Source organism: Streptomyces sp. NPDC101776, assembly GCF_044766845.1.
In the GTDB taxonomy this organism is placed as follows: Bacteria; Actinomycetota; Actinomycetes; order Streptomycetales; family Streptomycetaceae; genus Streptomyces.
In genome coordinates this window covers 275,149-293,760 of the sequence record NZ_JBIWMV010000012.1, presented here as the reverse complement: position 1 = coordinate 293,760, position 18,612 = coordinate 275,149, and the positions used below count along the sequence as shown (strand labels likewise).

Below are 18,612 nucleotides of genomic sequence, written 5' to 3'. Positions count from 1 at the left end.
CGTCCCTCACGGGCGACACGAACGGGTGAAGCAGTGGGCACACGTGTCCCCTGCGCTCTCCACAGGTAACCTCACACCTATGGCCTCACGTCCCTCCGCAGCCAAGAAGCAGCCCGCCAAGAGGGCTGCTCCGGCGAAGGCTCCGGCGAAGAAGGCCGCTGCGAAAAGGGCCCCCGCGAAGAAGGCGGTCGCCAGGAAGACCGCCCGCCCGGCGCCCAAGCCGGCGCCCAGCCCCACCGGGGGCATCGTCAAACTCGTGCGCGCCGTCTGGCTCGGCACCGCGCACGCCGTCGGCGCGGTGTTCCGCGGCATAGGGCAGGGCGCGAAGAACTTGGACCCGGCTCACCGCAAGGACGGCGTCGCGCTGCTGCTGTTCGGCCTCGCGCTGATCGTGGCCGCGGGCACCTGGGCCGATCTGCGCGGCCCAGTCGGCGACCTCGTCGAGATCCTGGTGACCGGCGCCTTCGGCCGCCTCGACCTGCTTGTGCCGATACTGCTCGCGGTGATCGCCGTGCGCTTCATCCGCCACCCCGAGAAGCCCGAGGCCAACGGCCGGATCGTGATCGGTCTGTCCGCGCTCGTCATCGGCGTGCTCGGCCAGGTCCACATCGCCTGCGGCGCGCCCGCCCGCAGCGACGGCATGCAGGCCATAAGGGACGCCGGCGGCCTCATCGGCTGGGGCGTGGCGACCCCGCTGACGTACACCATGGGCGAGGTCCTCGCCGTACCCCTGCTCGTGCTGCTCACGGTCTTCGGGCTGTTGGTCGTCACGGCCACGCCCGTCAACGCGATCCCGCAGCGCCTGCGGCTGCTCGGGGTGAAGCTGGGCATCGTCCACGACTTCGACGACGAGGAAGAGTTCGGCGAGGACGACGAGCGCTACGACGAGCAGTGGCGCGAGGCGCTGCCCGCGCGCCCCCGCAAGCGCGGGAGTGACTCCGAGGCGTACGACCCCGACAGCGCCGAGCAGGACGCCCTTTCCAAGCGCCGGAGCCGCCCCAGGCGCTCCGCGGTGCCCCAGCCCGACATGCACCGCCCCATGGACGCCGTGGACGTCGCCGCGGCCGCCGCGGCGGCGCTCGACGGGGCCGTCCTGCACGGCATGCCGCCCTCGCCGATCGTCGCCGACCTCACCCAGGGCGTACGGGTCGGAGGCGACCGCGAGGACACCACCCCGACGCCCCTCCCGGCCCCCGCCGCGCGGCCCAAACAGGAGAAGCTCAAGGCCGAGGTCATGGACCTCACTAAGGCGCCCCCGGAGGACGTCCGCGACCTCCCGCCGCGCGCCGAGCAGCTCCAGCTCTCCGGCGACATCACGTACGCGCTGCCCTCGCTCGACCTCCTCACGCGCGGGGGCCCCGGCAAGGCGCGCAGCGCCGCGAACGACGCCGTGGTCGCCTCCCTGACGAACGTCTTCTCCGAGTTCAAGGTCGACGCCGCCGTCACCGGCTTCACGCGCGGGCCCACGGTCACGCGCTACGAGGTCGAACTGGGCCCCGCCGTCAAGGTCGAGCGAATTACCGCGCTCACCAAGAACATCGCCTACGCCGTCGCCAGCCCCGATGTGCGGATCATCAGCCCGATCCCCGGCAAGTCCGCGGTCGGCATCGAGATCCCCAACACGGACCGCGAGATGGTCAACGTCGGTGACGTCCTGCGCCTCGCGGCCGCGGCCGAGGACGACCACCCGATGCTCGTGGCACTCGGCAAGGACGTCGAGGGCGGCTACGTCATGGCCAACATGGCGAAGATGCCGCACATCCTGGTGGCCGGTGCCACCGGCTCCGGCAAGTCGTCCTGCATCAACTGCCTGATCACGTCGATCATGTGCCGCGCGACCCCCGAGGACGTGCGCATGGTCCTCGTCGACCCCAAGCGCGTCGAACTGACCGCCTACGAAGGCATCCCGCACCTGATCACGCCCATCATCACCAACCCGAAGCGGGCCGCCGAGGCGCTCCAGTGGGTCGTACGCGAGATGGACCTCAGGTATGACGACCTCGCGGCCTTCGGGTACCGGCACATCGACGATTTCAACCAGGCGATCCGCGACGGCAAACTGAAGACTCCGGAGGGCAGTGAGCGCGAGCTCAAGACCTATCCGTACCTCCTGGTGATCGTCGACGAGCTGGCCGACCTGATGATGGTCGCGCCCAGGGACGTCGAGGACTCGATCGTGCGCATCACGCAGCTCGCGCGCGCGGCCGGCATCCACCTGGTGCTCGCCACGCAGCGCCCCTCCGTAGACGTCGTCACGGGTCTGATCAAGGCGAACGTGCCCTCCAGGCTCGCGTTCGCCACCTCCTCGCTCGCCGACTCGCGGGTCATCCTCGACCAGCCCGGCGCCGAGAAGCTGATCGGCAAGGGTGACGGGCTGTACCTGCCGATGGGTCAGAACAAGCCCACCCGTATGCAGGGCGCCTTCGTCACCGAGGACGAGATCCAGGCCGTCGTGCAGCACTGCAAGGACCAGATGACCCCGGTCTTCCGGGAGGACGTCACCGTCGGCACCAAGCAGAAGAAGGAGATCGACGAGGACATCGGCGACGACCTCGACCTGCTGTGCCAGGCGGCCGAGCTGGTCGTGTCCACGCAGTTCGGGTCCACCTCGATGCTCCAGCGCAAGCTGCGCGTCGGCTTCGCCAAGGCCGGGCGGCTCATGGACCTCATGGAGTCCCGGGGCGTCGTCGGACCCAGCGAGGGGTCCAAGGCGCGTGACGTCCTCGTGAAGGGTGACGAGCTGGACGGTGTGCTCGCGGTGATCCGCGGGGAGTCCGACGGCTAGGAGCGGGTAGGCGGTTCCCGAAGAGGGGCGGCCGACCGTGACTCACCCGTTAGAGATCAGTGGGCAACCGTTTCCCTTTGCCGTACGTCAAGTTGAGCGAGAGGACAGATGGGGCTCCCACCATGGGATCCGTGTCTGGCCCGCCGTCGGACGCTTCGGCCATACCGATGGCGTACAAAGTCCCACCGCCCGGTTGCCCCACCCTTTCATACCCCCCCTAGACTGTACTTCCAGCACAGGTGGCTACACGCTCGAAAGGCGCCCCCGTGTCCATCGGCAACTCCCCTGAAGACGAGCGCCCGTTCGAAGACGGTCGCTCCGAAGAGGGTCATGAGGAAGAAGCCCGTCCTTCCGTCGGCCGAGCCCTGCAGCAGGCACGTATCGCCGCCGGGCTGACCGTCGACGACGTCAGCAGTGCCACCCGGGTCCGCATCGCCATCGTGCACTCCATCGAGGCCGACGACTTCGCGCCCTGCGGCGGTGACGTCTACGCCCGCGGGCACATCAGGACCCTCGCCAAGGCCGTCCACATCGATCCCGTACCGCTCCTCGCGCGCTACGACGACGATCACGGCGGACGCCCGGCCCCGACGCCGGCGGCGCCCCTCTTCGAGGCGGAACGTATCCGTCCCGAGCGGCGGGGCCCCAACTGGACCGCGGCCATGGTCGCCGCGATCGTCGCCGTGGTCGGCTTCGTCGGCTTCACGGCGTTCAAGGGCGGCGACAGTGACACCGACGCCGCGTCACAGGTCACCCAGGGAGCCACGCCCAGCGCCGGCAAGCCCGCCAAGCCGACGCCCTCGAACACCGACTCCGCCACGCCGAAGTCCGACCCCTCCGACAGCGCCATCGCCGCCGCACCGCAGGACAAGGTGACGGTCCAGGTGACCGCGGTCGACGGCCGCAGCTGGATCTCCGCCAAGGACCACAACGGCCGGATGCTCTTCGACGGACTCCTCAAGAAGGGCGAGTCCAAGACCTTCCAGGACAGCTCGAAGGTCAACCTGATCCTCGGCGACGCCGGTGTGATCCAGCTCTACGTCAACGGCAAGAAGATCGAGGACGACTTCCAGCCCGGAGCGGTGGAGCGCCTCACCTACACCAAGGGCGACCCCGAAGTCGGATGAACAGTCCGGCAAACGGCCCTCTGGGGTGAGTGATCAAGGGGTTGGCCAAGATCGGCCAACCCCTTCGACGTGGGGTGTCAGTGGGACGAAGTAGTCTTGAGCCCATGCCTGAACGCCGTACCGTCGCACTCGTCACTCTTGGCTGCGCCCGTAACGAGGTGGACTCGGAGGAGCTCGCAGGCCGCTTGGAGGCGGACGGCTGGCAACTCGTGGAGAACGCCGAGGACGCGGACGTCGCTGTCGTCAACACCTGTGGCTTCGTCGAGGCCGCCAAGAAGGACTCCGTCGACGCCCTTCTCGAAGCCAACGACCTCAAGGGGCACGGCAGAACGCAGGCCGTCGTGGCCGTGGGCTGCATGGCCGAGCGGTACGGCAAGGACCTCGCCGAGGCGCTGCCCGAGGCCGACGGCGTGCTCGGCTTCGACGACTACGCCGACATCTCCGACCGCCTGCAGACCATCCTGAACGGCGGCATCCACGCCTCGCACACCCCGCGCGACCGGCGCAAGCTGCTGCCGATCAGCCCCGCCGAGCGGCAGGAGTCCGCCGCCGAGGTCGCGCTGCCCGGCCACGGCCCGGTCGACCTCCCGGACGGCCTCGCGCCCGCCTCGGGCCCCCGCGCCCCCCTGCGCCGCCGCCTGGACGGCTCCCCGGTCGCCTCGGTGAAGCTCGCCTCCGGCTGCGACCGGCGCTGCTCCTTCTGCGCCATCCCGTCCTTCCGCGGCGCCTTCATCTCCCGCCGCCCCAGCGACGTACTGAACGAGACCCGCTGGCTGGCCGAACAGGGCGTCAAGGAGGTCATGCTGGTCTCCGAGAACAACACGTCCTACGGCAAGGACCTGGGCGACATCCGCCTCCTGGAGTCGCTGCTGCCCGAGCTGGCGGACATCGACGGCCTGGAGCGCGTGCGCGTCAGCTACCTCCAGCCGGCCGAGATGCGCCCCGGGCTCATCGACGTGCTCACCTCCACACCGAAGATCGCGCCCTACTTCGACCTGTCCTTCCAGCACTCCGCGCCCGACGTGCTGCGCTCCATGCGCCGCTTCGGCGACACCGACCGCTTCCTCGAACTGCTCGACACCATCCGCTCCAAGGCCCCGCAGGCCGGCGTGCGCTCGAACTTCATCGTCGGCTTCCCCGGCGAGACCGAGGCCGACCTCGCCGAGCTGGAGCGCTTCCTGAACAGCGCGCGCCTGGACGCCATCGGCGTCTTCGGCTACTCCGACGAGGAGGGCACGGAGGCGGCGACGTACGACAAGAAGCTCGACCAGGACGTCGTGGACAAGCGGCTCGCGCACATCTCGCGGCTCGCCGAGGAACTCGTCTCGCAGCGCGCCGAGGATCGCGTCGGCGAGACCGTGCACGTGCTCGTCGAGTCGGTGGACTCCGAGGACGGCGCCTACGGTCGCGGCGAGCACCAGGCTCCGGAGACGGACGGCCAGGTGCTGCTCACGAGCGGCGAAGGCCTGAGCGTCGGCCGTATGGTCGAGGCGAAGGTGGTCGGTACGGAAGGTGTCGACCTGGTGGCCGAGCCGCTCCTGGGCTCGCTCGCGTGTAGTGAGGAGGCGGGCAGATGACCGGAGTCCCGGCATCGGCGGCGGGCGACACCTCCAGCGCGAACGGCGCGCGCGCGAGCGCGGGTTCCGGTGCGGCCTCCGGTGGCGCCCCTTCCGGCGCGATGTCGGGCAACGTCTCCGGCGGTGTCCCCTCCGGGGGAGTCTCGGTCGGTGGCGCGACTTCCGGTGGAACTTCGGCCGGGGGTGCCTCTGCCGGTGGAACGTCGACCGGTGGTGTCCCGGCCGGTGTCGTCGACTCGGGCGTGCCCGGTGGGCCGAGGCCGGCGCGTGGTGCGAAGGTCGTCGCCGCCGCCGTCAACCAGGCGAGCGTCTGGAACATCGCCAACCTGCTGACCATGCTCCGGCTGCTGCTCGTCCCCGGCTTCGTCGCCCTGATGCTGGCCGACGGCGGGTACGACCCGGCGATGCGCTCGTTCGCCTGGGCGGCGTTCGCCGTCGCCATGATCACCGACCTGTTCGACGGTCATCTGGCGCGCACCTACGACCTCGTCACCGACTTCGGGAAGATCGCCGACCCCATCGCCGACAAGGCGATCATGGGCGCGGCGCTGATCTGTCTGTCCTCCCTCGGCGATCTGCCGTGGTGGGTGACCGTCGTCATCCTCGGCCGGGAACTCGGGATTACGCTGCTGCGTTTTCTTGTCATCCGGTACGGCGTCATTCCCGCATCGCGCGGCGGCAAGTTGAAGACGCTGACACAGGGCATCGCCGTAGGGATGTATGTGCTGGCGCTGACGGGATGGCTGGCCACGCTGCGGTTCTGGGTGATGGCGGCGGCGGTCGTTCTGACCGTGCTGACCGGGCTCGACTATGTGAGACAGGCCATTGTGTTGCGCAGGCAGGGAATCGCCGAGCGCAGGGCGGCGGCGGAGGAGACGGAAGCGTGAGTTCCACGGCCACTGAAGTGGTGCGACTACTGATTGTGAGCGGTGCGACGCTCGCTGTCGCCGAGTCGCTCACCGGTGGTCTGGTTGCGGCGGAGATCACATCGGTGCCCGGAGCCTCCAAGGCCTTCCGTGGTTCGGTCACCGCGTATGCCACCGAGCTGAAGCACGAACTGCTCGGTGTCGACGCCACCCTGCTGACCGAGCGGGGAGCGGTGGACGCGCAGGTCGCGGCCCAGATGGCGGCCGGCGTGCGGAAGGCGCTCGGTGCCGACTGGGGCATCGCGACCACCGGTGTGGCGGGCCCGGAGCCGCAGGACGGACAGCCCGTGGGCACCGTTTTCATCGCCGTGGACGGACCCTCCGGACCGGAATCGGATGCTCCCGGTGGCGGGAAAGTAGCCGCGCTGCGGTTGAACGGCGGCCGGGCGGAAATTCGTATGGAGAGTGTACGGAGCGTACTCGCGCTGCTTCTGGGGCGGCTCGTGAGCGAACAGACCGGGAATGAGCGGGCACAGGATACGGAACAGAACGGGGGGTTTTGATGTTTGCAGCCCTGAGTGAACACGACATCGCTCCCCGCACGGCCGCGGCGCAAGGCGGTACGGTGGGGCGAGAAGGATGCGGCTACGCGGTCCGAGGAGGGAGCCACCGATGATTCTGCTCCGTCGCCTGCTGGGTGACGTGCTGCGTCGGCAGCGCCAGCGCCAGGGCCGTACTCTGCGCGAAGTCTCCTCGTCCGCCCGAGTCTCACTCGGCTATCTCTCCGAGGTGGAGCGGGGGCAGAAGGAGGCATCCTCCGAGCTGCTGTCCGCCATCTGCGACGCGTTGGACGTACGGATGTCCGAACTCATGCGGGAAGTGAGCGACGAGCTCGCTCTCGCCGAACTGGCCCAGTCTGCTGCGGCCACCGGTTCTGTGCCCACGTCGGTACGTCCGATGCTGGGTTCCGTGTCGGTGACCGGTGTGCCACCGGAACGGGTGACCATCAAGGCCCCCGCCGAGGCGGTGGACGTGGTCGCCGCGTGATGCTCACGCTGCCGCTGCTGAGACCGATGAGGCGCTGACCTGCCTCAAGGATGTGTGCGGGCCCCGGCCGGGGCTTCTTCAGGGAGACCTGGGGAGGCGCGGTCGGGGCTTTCGCGTTGGGGGGCGGGGTGGTGTGCCGGCGGGGGCGTCGGCGTTCCGGTGGAGCTCGGCGTCCTGTACGGCTGTGGAGCGGTCCGTTTGCCGGTGCGGCGCGGTGCGGTCATGGTTGAGGCGAGTGGTGCGGCGGGTGGTGCGTCCGTGTGCCGTCGATGCGCCCTCCTTGCGGGTGACCGTGACGTTCTAGCGTCGGGCTGGAGGTGGGGCCATGGCGGGGCGAATAGCGCGCTGGGGGCTCGCGCCGGTGCTCGGCGCGGTCTGGTGGTGGGCCGTACTGCGGCTCGCGCTGACGCCGCACGCGGGGGCGCTGGAGGGGGCCGTGGCGGCCGGGGGGTGGGGCCTGAGCCTGCTTCCGGTGCACTGCATGCCGAAGGCCCGGGCTGCGGGGGCGGTGGCCGCGGGGCGGTGGCGGGAGGCTTGGCGGGGGTCTGTCATGCCGGTCGGCGGGGTGCCGGCGGGTGTCGGAGCATCGTCTGTCGCCGGGTTGTCGGCGGACGTTGGGCCGCTGCCAGGCGCTGGGGCATGGCCGGCCGCTGAGTCGCCAGAGAGTGCCGGAACGACGCCTGGCATTGGGGCATCGCCGGGTGCTGATTCGTCATCGGGCGTCGGACCGCCGCCAGGCACCGGGTCATCGCCGAGCGACAGATCGCAGCAAGGCGGTGGACTCTAGCCGGGAACCGGACCCCAGCCGGGTGCCGGACCGTCGGCGGAGGCCGAAGCGGTGGTTGCTACCAGGGCATCGCGACGCCGCCGTTCGGGCGGAGGATCTGGCCCGTCGTGAACGACGACGCGTCCGATGCCAGATGCAGCACCGTGTGGGCGATGTCCTCCGGCTCGCCTACCCGGCCCAGCGGCGACAGCCGGACCATCAGTGCCTCGGTACGGGCCTGTGCCTCGGCCTCGTGGTGGTCGGTCATGGGCGTGCGGATCCAGCCCGGCGCGACCGCGTTGACGCGGATGCCCTGCCGGCCCAGTTCCGTCGCGAGCGTCTTCGTCAGTTGGACGACGGCCGCCTTCGCCACGCTGTAGCAGAGCAGCCCGGCCCCTCCGGTGTCGATCGCGCCCGAGGCCATGGTGACGATGCTGCCCCTGGTACCGCGGTCGAGCATCAGCCGGGCCGCCTCCTGGCAGGCGTACAGGACGCCCTTGAAGTTGACGTTCAGCACCCGGTCGAGATCCCCGTCCCGGGTTTCCAGCACGGTGCTGCTGTGCATGATCCCGGCGACCGCGGCCATCACATGCAGGTCCTCGCAGGACTCGACGGCCTGCCTGACCTGCGCCCGGTCGGTGACGTCCAGGTGGTGGGTGCGGGCGGTGCCGCCCTTGTCCTTGATCAGGGTCGCCGTCTCGTGCAGCCCCTGCGCGTCGCGGTCGGCGCAGTGCACGGTGGCGCCCGCCTCGGCGAGCAGTAGGGCGGATGCGCGGCCGATACCGCTGGCGGCGCCGGTGACGAAAGCGGTGCGTCCGGTGAGGTCGTACGCCTTGACGGGCATGAAGCGACCGTACGAGGGTTTCTGACGGGTCGTCAATTAGTCGTACGGTGCCGAGTTTTGCGGGGTGGGGTGGTGCCCGGCGCGGGGCCTACCTGGCAGGTCGGGCACCAGTAGGTGGGGCGGTCGCGGGAGCCGTCGCCCTGGTCGGCGGTGCGGATGGGGGTGTTGCAGCGGAGGCAGGGGCGGGGTGCGCGGCCGTAGACGAAGAGGTCGGGGGTGTGGGCGGCTGGGGGGCGGGCGCGTGGAGCGTTGTGGGTGGCTGTGGCGCCGGGGTCTGTGATGCGGGCTTGATTCCGGGAGCTGGTCGTGACGGTGCTTGTGGTGTTGCGGACCGGGCGGTCGCGGTTCGCTTCCAGGAGCAACTTGGCGATGGCGGGGAGCTTCGTGGCGCGGTCGGACGGGAGTGCGCCGACGGGGAGCCAGGGGGTGGCGCCGAGGAGGAAGCAGAGTTCGCTCTTGTAGATGTTGCCGATGCCGGCCAGGTTGCGCTGGTCGAGCAGGGCCTCGCCGAGGGGGCGGGCGGGGCCCGCGAGGAGGTTGGCGAGGGCCCGCTCCGGGTTCCAGTCGGGGCCCAGGAGGTCGGGGCCGAGGTGGCCCATGGCGCGGTGTTCTTCGGTTGTGCGGAGGAGTTCCAGGACGGGGAGGCGGTAGCCGACGGCCGTGCGGTCGGCGGTGCCGAGGATCACGCGGATCTGGTGGGCAGGGCCGCCGCCGCTCCAGCGCTGACCGTTCGCGTAGACCCTCCAGGTGCCGTCCATCCGCAGGTGCGAGTGGAGGGTGAGGCCGCCCTCGATACGGGTCAGCAGGTGTTTGCCCCGGGGCGTGACGTCCAGGACGGTGCGGCCGGTGAGGTCTGCCGTGGCGTACTTGGGCACGCGCAGGTCGCTACGGGTCAGCACCTTGCCCGCGAGGGCCGTGTGGAGGCGCTTCGCGGACTGCCAGACGGTGTCGCCTTCAGGCATGGGTCAAGGGTGGCATGGGGGAGGGGTGGGCGGCTCGGGGGTGGGGTCGGGGTTGGGTGGCCTGAGGTGAAGGGTCGACTTGGAGTGAGGGGTGGCGCGGGGTGAGAGGTGGCTCGGAGTGAGAGGTGGCCGGGGTAAGGGCCGGCTTGGGGTGACGGGTGGCCGAACCCCGGAGGTCGTTGAGCTGGGTCATGCGCGGAGGCGCAGGCCGCGTGGTGTTGCGATGAAGCCCGCTCCTTCCAGGAGGGTGCCGATCGGTGAGGTCAGGGCCGAGGCGCCGTTGACCCGCTCCACCGTGACCGTGCCGAGGGAACCGGCTCGGGCCGCTGCCGCCAGGGCCTCGGCGGCTGCCTGGAGGCGTGGGTCCTCGGCGGCCGTGGTGTCGGGTGCGGAGGGCCAGGCGAGCAGGGTCTTGCCGCCGCGCTCCATGTAGAGCGTCAGCTCACCCTCGACCAGCACTACGAGAGAGCCCGCCTTGCGCCCTGCCTTGTGCCCGGCACCGGTCGGCGGTTCGGGCCAGGAGAGGGCGGCGCCGTAGGCGTTCGCGGGGTCGGCGGCGGCCAGGACCACGGCTCGGGTGGAGAGGGAGGGGCGGTGGGTGCGGTGGTTGGCGTAGGGGGAGCTGGTGTTGGCCTGAGGCGTCGGGGCGGGGTAGTCGCGGGGGGAGATGTAGTCGCCCGGGGACGGGGGGTGGGAGGACGGGGAACGGTGGTGCCGGGAGGTGGAGGCGCCCGGGTTCGCGGCGCGGTCGTCCGGTGAGACCAGGTCGTCGAGGTCGTCGAAGTCGGTGAACGGGCCGAAAGCGTCGGCGAAGTCGTGGACTCCGGGGGAGTCGGATGTGCTGGATGCGTTGCCTCGGCCGTGGTCGGCGAGGGAGGCGTCCAGGTCCTGCCGATTCTGGGTCTCAGGCGAGGCGTACGGGTCCTGTCGGCCGCCGTTGTCAGACGGGTCGTAGGTGGTGCTCGGTGCTCCGAAGGGGGCTGCGGAACCGTTGCCGGAGTCGGCGGTCGGGGAGTGGGAACCGGTGAGGGCGCCGAAGCCGTAGGGGTCGTTGTCCGTCGCGTCCGGTGTGGGCAGGTCGTCGCCCCGATCGCGGGCGTTGGCGACCGCGCGGAGGCGGTCCACCGCGCCGTCCATCGCGAACTGGGCTGCGCCCAGCCCCTCCACGACATAGCCGCGCCGGGCCTGACCGCTGTCCTCGAAGGCGGACAGGACGCGGTACGTCGCGGAGAAGCCGCCTTCGACTCCCTCGGCGGCGACCGCTCCCCGGGTCACTACGCCGTGCCGGTCGAGCAGGGTGCGGGCCAGGGCGTGGGCGCGCACGGTGCGGTCCGGTTCGTGGGCAGGGAGCAGGGACCAGCGGCCCGCTACGGTCGGCGGGCCGGTGCGGGAGGCGGGGCGTGCGGCGCCGGTGAGGGAGCCGTAGCGCCCGCGCGGGACCGTGCGTTTGGCGCGGTGGGCCGTGGAACCAGCCGTACGGCCGGAGCCCAGCAGGGAGCGCATGGGGGCGAGTGTGTCGTTCGTGAGCCGTCCGGACCAGGCCAGGTCCCATACGGCGTCGGCCAGTTGGGGATCGGTGACGTCGGGGTGGGTGGTCGCGCGGATCTGGTCGGTGATCTGGCGGAAGAAGAGGCCGTAGCCGCCGGAGAGGGTGTCCAGGACCGACTGGTGCAGTGCCGTGAGTTCGAGCGGGTGCGGGGGCGGGAGGAGCAGGGGGGCCGCGTCCGCCAGGTACAGGGAGACCCAGCCGTCCTTGCCGGGGAGGGAGCCCGCGCCCGCCCACACCAGCTCGCCTGCGGAGGTGAGTTCGTCGAGCATCGCGGGTGTGTAGTTCGCCACGCGGGACGGCAGGACGAGCTTCTCCAGAGCGGACGCCGGTACGGAGGCGCCCTGCAACTGCTCGACGGCGCGGACCAGTCCGTCGATGCCGCGCAGCCCGTGGCCCTTGCCGATGTGCTGCCACTGGGGCAGGAACTGCGCGAGCGCGGCCGGGGGCACCGGCTCCAACTCGTGCCGCAGCGCGGCCAGGGAGCGGCGGCGCAGCCGTCGCAGCACCGTCGCGTCGCACCACTCCTGGCCGATCCCTGCGGGATGGAACTCCCCTTGTACGACACGGCCGTTCGCCGCGAGCCGCTGCAACGCGCCGTCGGTGACCGCGACTCCGAGGCCGAAGCGGGCGGCCGCCGTGGCCGACGTGAACGGGCCGTGGGTGCGGGCGTGGCGCGCGAGGAGGTCGCCGAGCGGGTCCTTGACCGGTTCGGTGAACGCTTCCGGGACGCCGACCGGCAGCGCCGTACCGAGTGCGTCGCGCAGGCGGCCCGCGTCCTCGATCGCCGCCCAGTGGTCGGCACCGCCGATACGGACCCGGATCGCGCGGCGGGCCGAGGCGAGGTCGTGGGCCCACTGCGGTGCCGCGCCCCGCTCGGCCAACTCGGCGTCGGTGAGCGGGCCGAGCATCCGCAGCAGGTCGGCGACGCCCTCGACGTCCTTGATGCGGCGGTCCTCGGTGAGCCACTGGAGTTCGCGCTCCAGCTCGGTCAGCACCTCGGCGTCGAGGAGTTCGCGCAGTTCCGCCTGGCCGAGCAGCTCGGCCAGCAGGTGGGAGTCCAGTGACAGGGCGGCGGCGCGGCGCTCGGCGAGCGGTGAGTCTCCCTCGTAGAGGAACTGGGCGACGTACCCGAAGAGGAGGGAGCGGGCGAAGGGGGACGGCTCGGGGGTGGTGACCTCGACGAGGCGTACCTTGCGGGACTCCAGGTCGCCCATCAGCTCGGTGAGGCCCGGGACGTCGAAGACGTCCTGGAGGCACTCGCGGACCGCCTCCAGGACGATCGGGAACGAGCCGAACTCGCTTGCCACCTGGAGCAGTTGGGCGGCCCGCTGGCGCTGCTGCCAGAGCGGGGTGCGCTTGCCGGGGTTGCGGCGCGGCAGCAGCAGCGCGCGGGCGGCGCACTCGCGGAAGCGGGCCGCGAACAGGGCCGAGCCGCCGACCTGGTCGGTGACGAGCTGATTGACCTCGCCCTTGTCGAAGGCCACGTCCGCCGCGCCTACGGGGGCCTGGTCGGCGTCATACTCCGTGCCGGCCTTCATGGGCTCCTGGTCGAGCAGGTCCAGGCCCATCAGATCGGCGTCGGGCAGCCTCAGGACGATGCCGTCGTCGGCGTGCATCACCTGGGCGTCCATGCCGTAGCGCTCGGAGAGGCGGGCGCCGAGGGCGAGGGCCCATGGGGCGTGGACCTGGGCGCCGAAGGGGGAGTGGATGACCACGCGCCAGTCGCCGAGTTCGTCGCGGAAGCGCTCCACGACGATCGTGCGGTCGTCCGGGATGTGGCCGCAGGCCTCGCGCTGTTCGGCCAGGTACGACAGCACGTTCTCCGCCGCCCAGGCGTCGAGGCCCGCGGCGAGGAGGCGCAGCCGGGCGTCCTCCTTGGGCTGGGAGCCGACCTCGCGCAGGAACGCGCCCACCGCGCGGCCCAGTTCGAGCGGGCGGCCCAACTGGTCGCCCTTCCAGAAGGGGAGCCGGCCCGGGACGCCGGGCGCGGGGGAGACCAGGACGCGGTCGCGGGTGATGTCCTCGATCCGCCAGGAACTGGTGCCGAGGGTGAAGACATCGCCCACCCGGGACTCGTAGACCATCTCCTCGTCCAGCTCGCCGACCCGGCCGCCGCCCTTCTTGGGGTCGGCGCCCGCGAGGAAGACGCCGAAGAGTCCGCGGTCGGGGATCGTGCCCCCGGAGGTGACGGCGAGGCGCTGTGCGCCGGGGCGGCCGGTGATCGTGCCGGCGATGCGGTCCCACACCACGCGCGGGCGCAACTCGGCGAAGGCGTCCGACGGATAGCGGCCGGCGAGCATGTCGAGGACGGCCGTGAACGCCGACTCCGGGAGCGAGGCGAAGGGCGCGGCGCGGCGGACGGTGGCGAGCAGGTCGTCGACCTGCCAGGTGTCCAGCGCCGTCATCGCCACGAGCTGCTGGGCCAGCACGTCCAGGGGGTTGGCGGGGACCTTCAGGGACTCGATGGAGCCCGTGCGCATCCGCTCGGTGACCACGGCGGCCTGGACGAGGTCGCCCCGGTACTTCGGGAAGACCACGCCCGTGGAGACCGCGCCGACCTGGTGTCCCGCGCGGCCCACGCGCTGGAGACCGGAGGCCACGGAGGGCGGGGACTCCACCTGGATGACGAGATCGACGGCGCCCATGTCGATGCCCAGCTCCAGACTGGACGTGGCCACCACGGCGGGGAGTCGGCCCGCCTTGAGGTCCTCCTCGACCTGGGCGCGCTGCTCCTTGGAGACCGAGCCGTGGTGGGCGCGGGCGATGACCGGGGGCGCGCCCTGGGCGGCGCCGGAGCCGCCCATCAGCTCGGCCGGTGCGTGATGCTCGTCCAGGGGCACGCCGGTCGCGCGCTCGTAGGCGATCTCGTTGAGCCGGTTGCACAGGCGCTCCGCGAGGCGCCGGGAGTTGGCGAAGACGATCGTTGAACGATGGGACTGGACGAGGTCGGTGATGCGCTCCTCGACATGCGGCCAGATCGACGGCTTCTCCCCGCCCGCGCTGCCGTCGGCCACCGGGGAGCCGCCCAACTCGCCCAGATCCTCGACCGGGACGACCACGGAGAGGTCGAACTCCTTGCCGGACTTGGGCTGGACGATCTCCACCCTGCCACGCGGGGAGAGATAGCGGGCGACCTCGTCGACCGGGCGCACGGTCGCCGAGAGGCCGATACGGCGGGCCGGCTTCGGCAGCAGCTCGTCCAGCCGCTCCAGGGACAAGGCGAGATGCGCGCCCCGCTTGGTGCCCGCGACCGCGTGCACCTCGTCCAGGATCACCGTCTCGATGCCGGTCAGCGCGTCACGCGTGGCCGACGTCAGCATCAAGAACAGGGACTCCGGGGTGGTGATCAGGATGTCCGGCGGGCGGGTGGACAGTGCGCGGCGCTCGGCGGGCGGGGTGTCGCCGGAGCGGATGCCGACCTTGACCTCGGGCTCAGGCAGGCCCAGGCGGACGGATTCCTGACGGATGCCGGTCAATGGGCTGCGGAGGTTGCGCTCCACGTCGACCGCGAGGGCCTTGAGCGGAGAAACGTACAGGACGCGGCAGCGCTTCTTCGGGTCGGCGGGCGGGGGCGTCGCGGCCAGCTGGTCCAGCGCGGCGAGGAAGGCCGCCAGGGTCTTGCCGGAGCCGGTCGGCGCCACCACCAGCACGTCCGAGCCCTCGCCGATGGCCCGCCACGCGCCCGCCTGGGCCGCGGTGGGCGCGGAGAAGGCCCCCGTGAACCAGCCGCGGGTCGCGGGGGAGAAGCCGTCGAGGGCTCGATGTGCGGAGCTGACCATGCGTCCATCCTGCACCCGACCACTGACAATGCGTCTGACCTGCGGGAATTCTCTCGCGGTGGCTTGCAGGACCGTTTCGGTGTCTGTCGGCCGTCGTGGCGGAGAATGGGCGTATGGCAGGTTCGGGCGAGCGGGCGAGGCACTGGCGGTACACGGAACTGCCCGGGGTCGACCTGCTCCGGGCCCGGTACATCCGCAAGACCTTCGTGCGGCACACCCACGAGAACTTCGTCATCGCCGCCATCGCGGACGGCGCCGAGGTGTTCCACCACGGCGGGACCGATGTCTACGCCGGGGCGGGAGCGCTCGCGCTGGTGAACCCGGACACTCCGCACACCGGCCGGGCGGGTGTTCCCGAAGGCTGGCGGTACGGGGCGGTCTACCCGTCGCCCGAGGTGGTGGCCGCGATAGCCGCCGAGACCACCTCGATCCGCGGCACACCCGGCTTCGTCAGTCCCGTGCTCGACGATCCCTACACCGTCGGACTCGTCCACCAGGTCCTGCGCGCGGCCGACGAGGGCAACGCGCTCGCCGCCGACACCTTGCTACGGGTCGCGGTCACCAGGCTGCTCCGGTTGAACGGCGGACCGCTGCCGCAGCGCTCCGTCCCCACGGCGGGCGGTGGGGTCGCGGCACGCGCGCGTGCCGTGCTGGAGGAGCGCATGGCGGATCCGCCCACCCTGGAGAAGCTCGCCGGGGACCTGGGGACCAGCCCGTTCGCGCTACTGCGAGCCTTCCGCGACGCCTACGGGATGCCGCCCCACACCTGGCTGACCGACGCCCGCGTGCGCCGGGCCCGTCGACTCCTGGACGCGGGTACCGCGCCCGCTGAGGCGGCTGTCGTCGTCGGGTTCACGGACCAGCCGCACCTCAACCGGCACTTCGCCCGGATCGTGGGCGTGCCCCCGGGCGCGTACCAGCGGGAGCGCAAGAACGTACAAGACGCGGACCGTCGGCTGCTCGTACCGTCCGACACGTGGCAGAACAGATCGCTTCAGAAGACATACGCGCCGGAACGGGAGAAGGACAGGACCCCGAGGCCGGGGGCAAGCCGGACTCCGCCGTCGTACGGGACGCCCTCGGGGTCGGGGTCGCCGTAGGGCTGTCCGGGTTCGCCTTCGGGGTGACCTCCGCCGGTGCCGGGCTCACCGTGCTGCAGACCTGCGCCCTCAGCCTCCTGGTGTTCACCGGCGCCTCCCAGTTCGCGCTCGTGGGAGCGCTCGCGGCCGGCGGGAATCCGCTCACCGCGGCGGCGGGAGCCTTCTTCCTGGGCGTGCGCAACACCTTCTACGGCCTGCGCCTCTCGCAGTTGCTGGCCCTCCCGCGCGCGGTGCGGCCGTTCGCCGCCCAGTGGGTCATCGACGAGACGACGGCCGTCACCCTCGCGCAGCCCACACGACGTGCCGCGCGGATCGGGTTCACCGTCACAGGGCTCACCCTGTACCTGCTGTGGAACCTCACCACGCTGCTCGGCGCGCTGGGCGCCAAGGCCATCGGGGACACGGACGCCTGGGGTCTCGACGCGGCCGGGCCCGCCGTCTTCCTGGCGCTGCTCGCACCCATGCTCAAGACCACCACCGAGCGTGCCGTCGCCGCGCTCGCGGTCCTGCTGGGACTGGGCCTGCTGCCCGTGCTGCCGTCCGGTGTGCCCGTCCTGGCGGCGGCTCTCGCGGCCCCGATCGCCCTCTACGTAGAGGGCCGTCGGCAACGTGGGTCCCGTAGCGACGCACATCGAGGGACCCCCAACGACGCACAGGAGGAAGACCGTTGAGCATCTGGATCGCGATCGTGGCGACCGCTCTCGGTTGCTACGTCGTCAAGCTCGCCGGACTGCTGGTGCCCGCGGGCGCGCTGGAACGGCCCTTGGTGAGGCGGCTCGCGGCGCTGCTGCCGGTCGCCCTGCTCGCCGCGCTCACGGCCCAGCAGACCTTCGCCGACGGGCACGCGCTCGTGCTCGACGCCCGGGCCGTGGGGCTCGCGGCCGCCGCCGTGGCGCTGGTGCTGCGGGCACCGTTCCTGCTCGTGGTCGCGGCGGCCGTGCTGGTGACGGCGGGCGTCCGGGCCATCGCCGGTTGAGACGGCCCGGGGTCAGCCCACGGAGCGGCCGTACGCCTTCAGGGTGCGCAGTGCCTGGATCGTCACCATGGGGCGTGCCTCCAGGGCGATGCCCGGCGCCCACTGACGCCAGCGGATCGGCCAGCCGCCGTCCTCCCGCTGATCGCCCGCCAGGTGGTCCAGGGAGCGGGCCATCTCGTCGTCCGTGAACCACGCGCGCGAGAGGGAACTCGGCGTCTTCGCGTAGTCGTAGGGGAAGTGGTGCTCGCCCTGCGCGTACCCGGGGGCGACCGGATAGGCCTCCAGGTGCTCCGGGTCCAGGGCGGCGAGCCGGTGCTCGCGGACCAAGCGGCCGAGGCGGTCGGCGGCGGCCTCCGCGCGCGGGCGGTCGGGTGCCGAGTCCAGGAAGGCCACGGCGGCCTGGATCTCGTAAGGATGCGACTTCTCCAGGGAGTCGACGGCCTGCCAGCAGAAGTCGGTGGCCCGGAACAGCCAGGCGTGCCACACCTCGTTGCGGTGCAGCAGGCCCACCACCGGCCCGGTGGCGAGGAGTTCGCTGGGCGGGTCGTCCACGATCGGCACGAAGGGCGCCGTCGGATAGCCGCGCTGGCCGGGAAGGATCGCCGGCAGGGCACCGTCGGCCGTGGAGACCGAGGTCAGATAGCGGCACACGCGTTCCACCCGCTGCCCGCCGCAGCGCCCGACGGCGTCCAGGACGCGCAGCGCGTGACCGGTGTGCAGCGGCTGGCTGACCGGGCCGCGCAGATCGGGCTCCAGGGCGTGACCGTATCCGCCGTCCTCGTTGCGGTAGGCGTCCAGCGCGATCTCCACCGGATCGGGTTCGCCGTTGAGGAAGTGGTACGCGAAGAGGCGCTGTTCCAGCACGCGCGCGGTGAGCCACACGAAGTGCTCGGCGCGGAAGAGCGGGGAGTGCGCCGGGGGCGTCGGGGGGAGTGGGGAAGCTCCTGTTTCGGCCATGCGTCAGACCGTAGGGCGGAAAGCGGTCTCGGCGAGCGGCCTCGGCCCGGGCCCACTCTTCAGGGGCGGGATACTGGTGTCATGCGGTTGACGGTCTTCTGGCGACGGATGACGGAGCACTTCGGCGCGGGGTACGCCGAGAGCTTCGCGCGCGATCACGTGATGACGGAACTCGGCGGGCGGACGGTGCACGAGGCGCTGGACGCGGGCTGGGAGGCCAAGGACGTATGGCGCGTGGTCTGCGACGTCATGAACGTTCCGAGCCAAAGCCGCTGAT

At 71.5% G+C, this 18,612-nt stretch carries 14 protein-coding genes; 10 read left to right on the top strand and 4 right to left on the bottom strand.

Translation table 11 applies throughout. From position 1 onward, the window contains the following. Window positions 1-79: 79 nt before the first annotated feature. From ACIRRY_RS32315 to ACIRRY_RS32290, 6 genes are all read left to right on the top strand, one after another. Window positions 80-2,785 (top strand): DNA translocase FtsK, encoded by a 2,706-nt coding sequence (locus tag ACIRRY_RS32315; RefSeq protein ID WP_403979623.1) that lies wholly within the window; start codon window positions 80-82, stop codon window positions 2,783-2,785. Between the two features lie 266 nt (window positions 2,786-3,051). After that, window positions 3,052-3,912: a helix-turn-helix domain-containing protein gene (locus ACIRRY_RS32310; protein WP_403979621.1), complete on the top strand. Its 861-nt coding sequence runs from the start codon at window positions 3,052-3,054 to the stop codon at window positions 3,910-3,912. A 104-nt stretch (window positions 3,913-4,016) separates the two neighbouring features. Continuing rightward, window positions 4,017-5,489, top strand: a complete 1,473-nt coding sequence (gene rimO, locus ACIRRY_RS32305) for a 30S ribosomal protein S12 methylthiotransferase RimO (protein WP_403979619.1) — start codon at window positions 4,017-4,019, stop codon at window positions 5,487-5,489. Further along, window positions 5,486-6,376, top strand: coding sequence for a CDP-diacylglycerol--glycerol-3-phosphate 3-phosphatidyltransferase (pgsA, locus tag ACIRRY_RS32300; RefSeq protein WP_403979617.1), 891 nt, complete (start codon window positions 5,486-5,488; stop codon window positions 6,374-6,376). The genes rimO and pgsA overlap by 4 nt, the downstream gene beginning before the upstream one ends. Then, the gene (locus ACIRRY_RS32295; protein WP_403979614.1) at window positions 6,373-6,918 is read left to right on the top strand and encodes a CinA family protein; all 546 of its coding nucleotides are present in this window, start codon (window positions 6,373-6,375) and stop codon (window positions 6,916-6,918) included. The genes pgsA and ACIRRY_RS32295 overlap by 4 nt, the downstream gene beginning before the upstream one ends. A 109-nt stretch (window positions 6,919-7,027) precedes the next feature. Beyond that, the gene (locus ACIRRY_RS32290; protein ID WP_019060943.1) at window positions 7,028-7,402 is read left to right on the top strand and encodes a helix-turn-helix domain-containing protein; all 375 of its coding nucleotides are present in this window, start codon (window positions 7,028-7,030) and stop codon (window positions 7,400-7,402) included. Window positions 7,403-8,247: 845 nt separating this feature from the next. Here the strand turns inward: ACIRRY_RS32290 and ACIRRY_RS32285 are convergent. The 3 genes from ACIRRY_RS32285 to ACIRRY_RS32275 all read right to left on the bottom strand — a co-directional run bounded on the left by ACIRRY_RS32285 (window position 8,248) and on the right by ACIRRY_RS32275 (window position 15,302). Continuing rightward, window positions 8,248-9,012 (bottom strand): SDR family NAD(P)-dependent oxidoreductase, encoded by a 765-nt coding sequence (locus ACIRRY_RS32285; protein WP_403979611.1) that lies wholly within the window; start codon window positions 9,010-9,012, stop codon window positions 8,248-8,250. 32 nt (window positions 9,013-9,044) lie between these two features. Next, window positions 9,045-9,974 carry an Fpg/Nei family DNA glycosylase gene (locus ACIRRY_RS32280; protein ID WP_403979608.1) on the bottom strand — a complete coding sequence of 310 codons (930 nt, stop codon included), beginning with the start codon at window positions 9,972-9,974 and terminating at the stop codon, window positions 9,045-9,047. A gap of 189 nt (window positions 9,975-10,163) precedes the next feature. Next, the gene (locus ACIRRY_RS32275; protein ID WP_403979605.1) at window positions 10,164-15,302 is read right to left on the bottom strand and encodes an ATP-dependent helicase; all 5,139 of its coding nucleotides are present in this window, start codon (window positions 15,300-15,302) and stop codon (window positions 10,164-10,166) included. A gap of 113 nt (window positions 15,303-15,415) precedes the next feature. Between ACIRRY_RS32275 and ACIRRY_RS32270 the strand changes: the two genes are divergently transcribed. The 3 genes from ACIRRY_RS32270 to ACIRRY_RS32260 are packed head-to-tail and all read left to right on the top strand — an operon-like array spanning window position 15,416 to window position 17,378. Beyond that, complete coding sequence (locus ACIRRY_RS32270; protein WP_403979602.1) at window positions 15,416-16,402, top strand: AraC family transcriptional regulator; 987 nt, start codon at window positions 15,416-15,418, stop codon at window positions 16,400-16,402. Further along, window positions 16,306-17,073, top strand: coding sequence for an AzlC family ABC transporter permease (locus ACIRRY_RS32265; protein ID WP_403979649.1), 768 nt, complete (start codon window positions 16,306-16,308; stop codon window positions 17,071-17,073). The genes ACIRRY_RS32270 and ACIRRY_RS32265 overlap by 97 nt, the downstream gene beginning before the upstream one ends. Beyond that, window positions 17,070-17,378, top strand: a complete 309-nt coding sequence (locus ACIRRY_RS32260) for an AzlD domain-containing protein (protein ID WP_403979599.1) — start codon at window positions 17,070-17,072, stop codon at window positions 17,376-17,378. The genes ACIRRY_RS32265 and ACIRRY_RS32260 overlap by 4 nt, the downstream gene beginning before the upstream one ends. 12 nt (window positions 17,379-17,390) lie before the next feature. Here ACIRRY_RS32260 and ACIRRY_RS32255 read toward each other — a convergent pair whose 3' ends face one another. Next, the gene (locus ACIRRY_RS32255) at window positions 17,391-18,335 is read right to left on the bottom strand and encodes a hypothetical protein (protein ID WP_403979596.1); all 945 of its coding nucleotides are present in this window, start codon (window positions 18,333-18,335) and stop codon (window positions 17,391-17,393) included. An 81-nt stretch (window positions 18,336-18,416) separates the two neighbouring features. Here ACIRRY_RS32255 and ACIRRY_RS32250 point away from each other — a divergent pair, with 81 nt between their 5' ends. Further along, window positions 18,417-18,611 (top strand): DUF3046 domain-containing protein, encoded by a 195-nt coding sequence (locus ACIRRY_RS32250; protein ID WP_403979593.1) that lies wholly within the window; start codon window positions 18,417-18,419, stop codon window positions 18,609-18,611. The last annotated feature ends 1 nt before the right edge of the window (window position 18,612 follow it).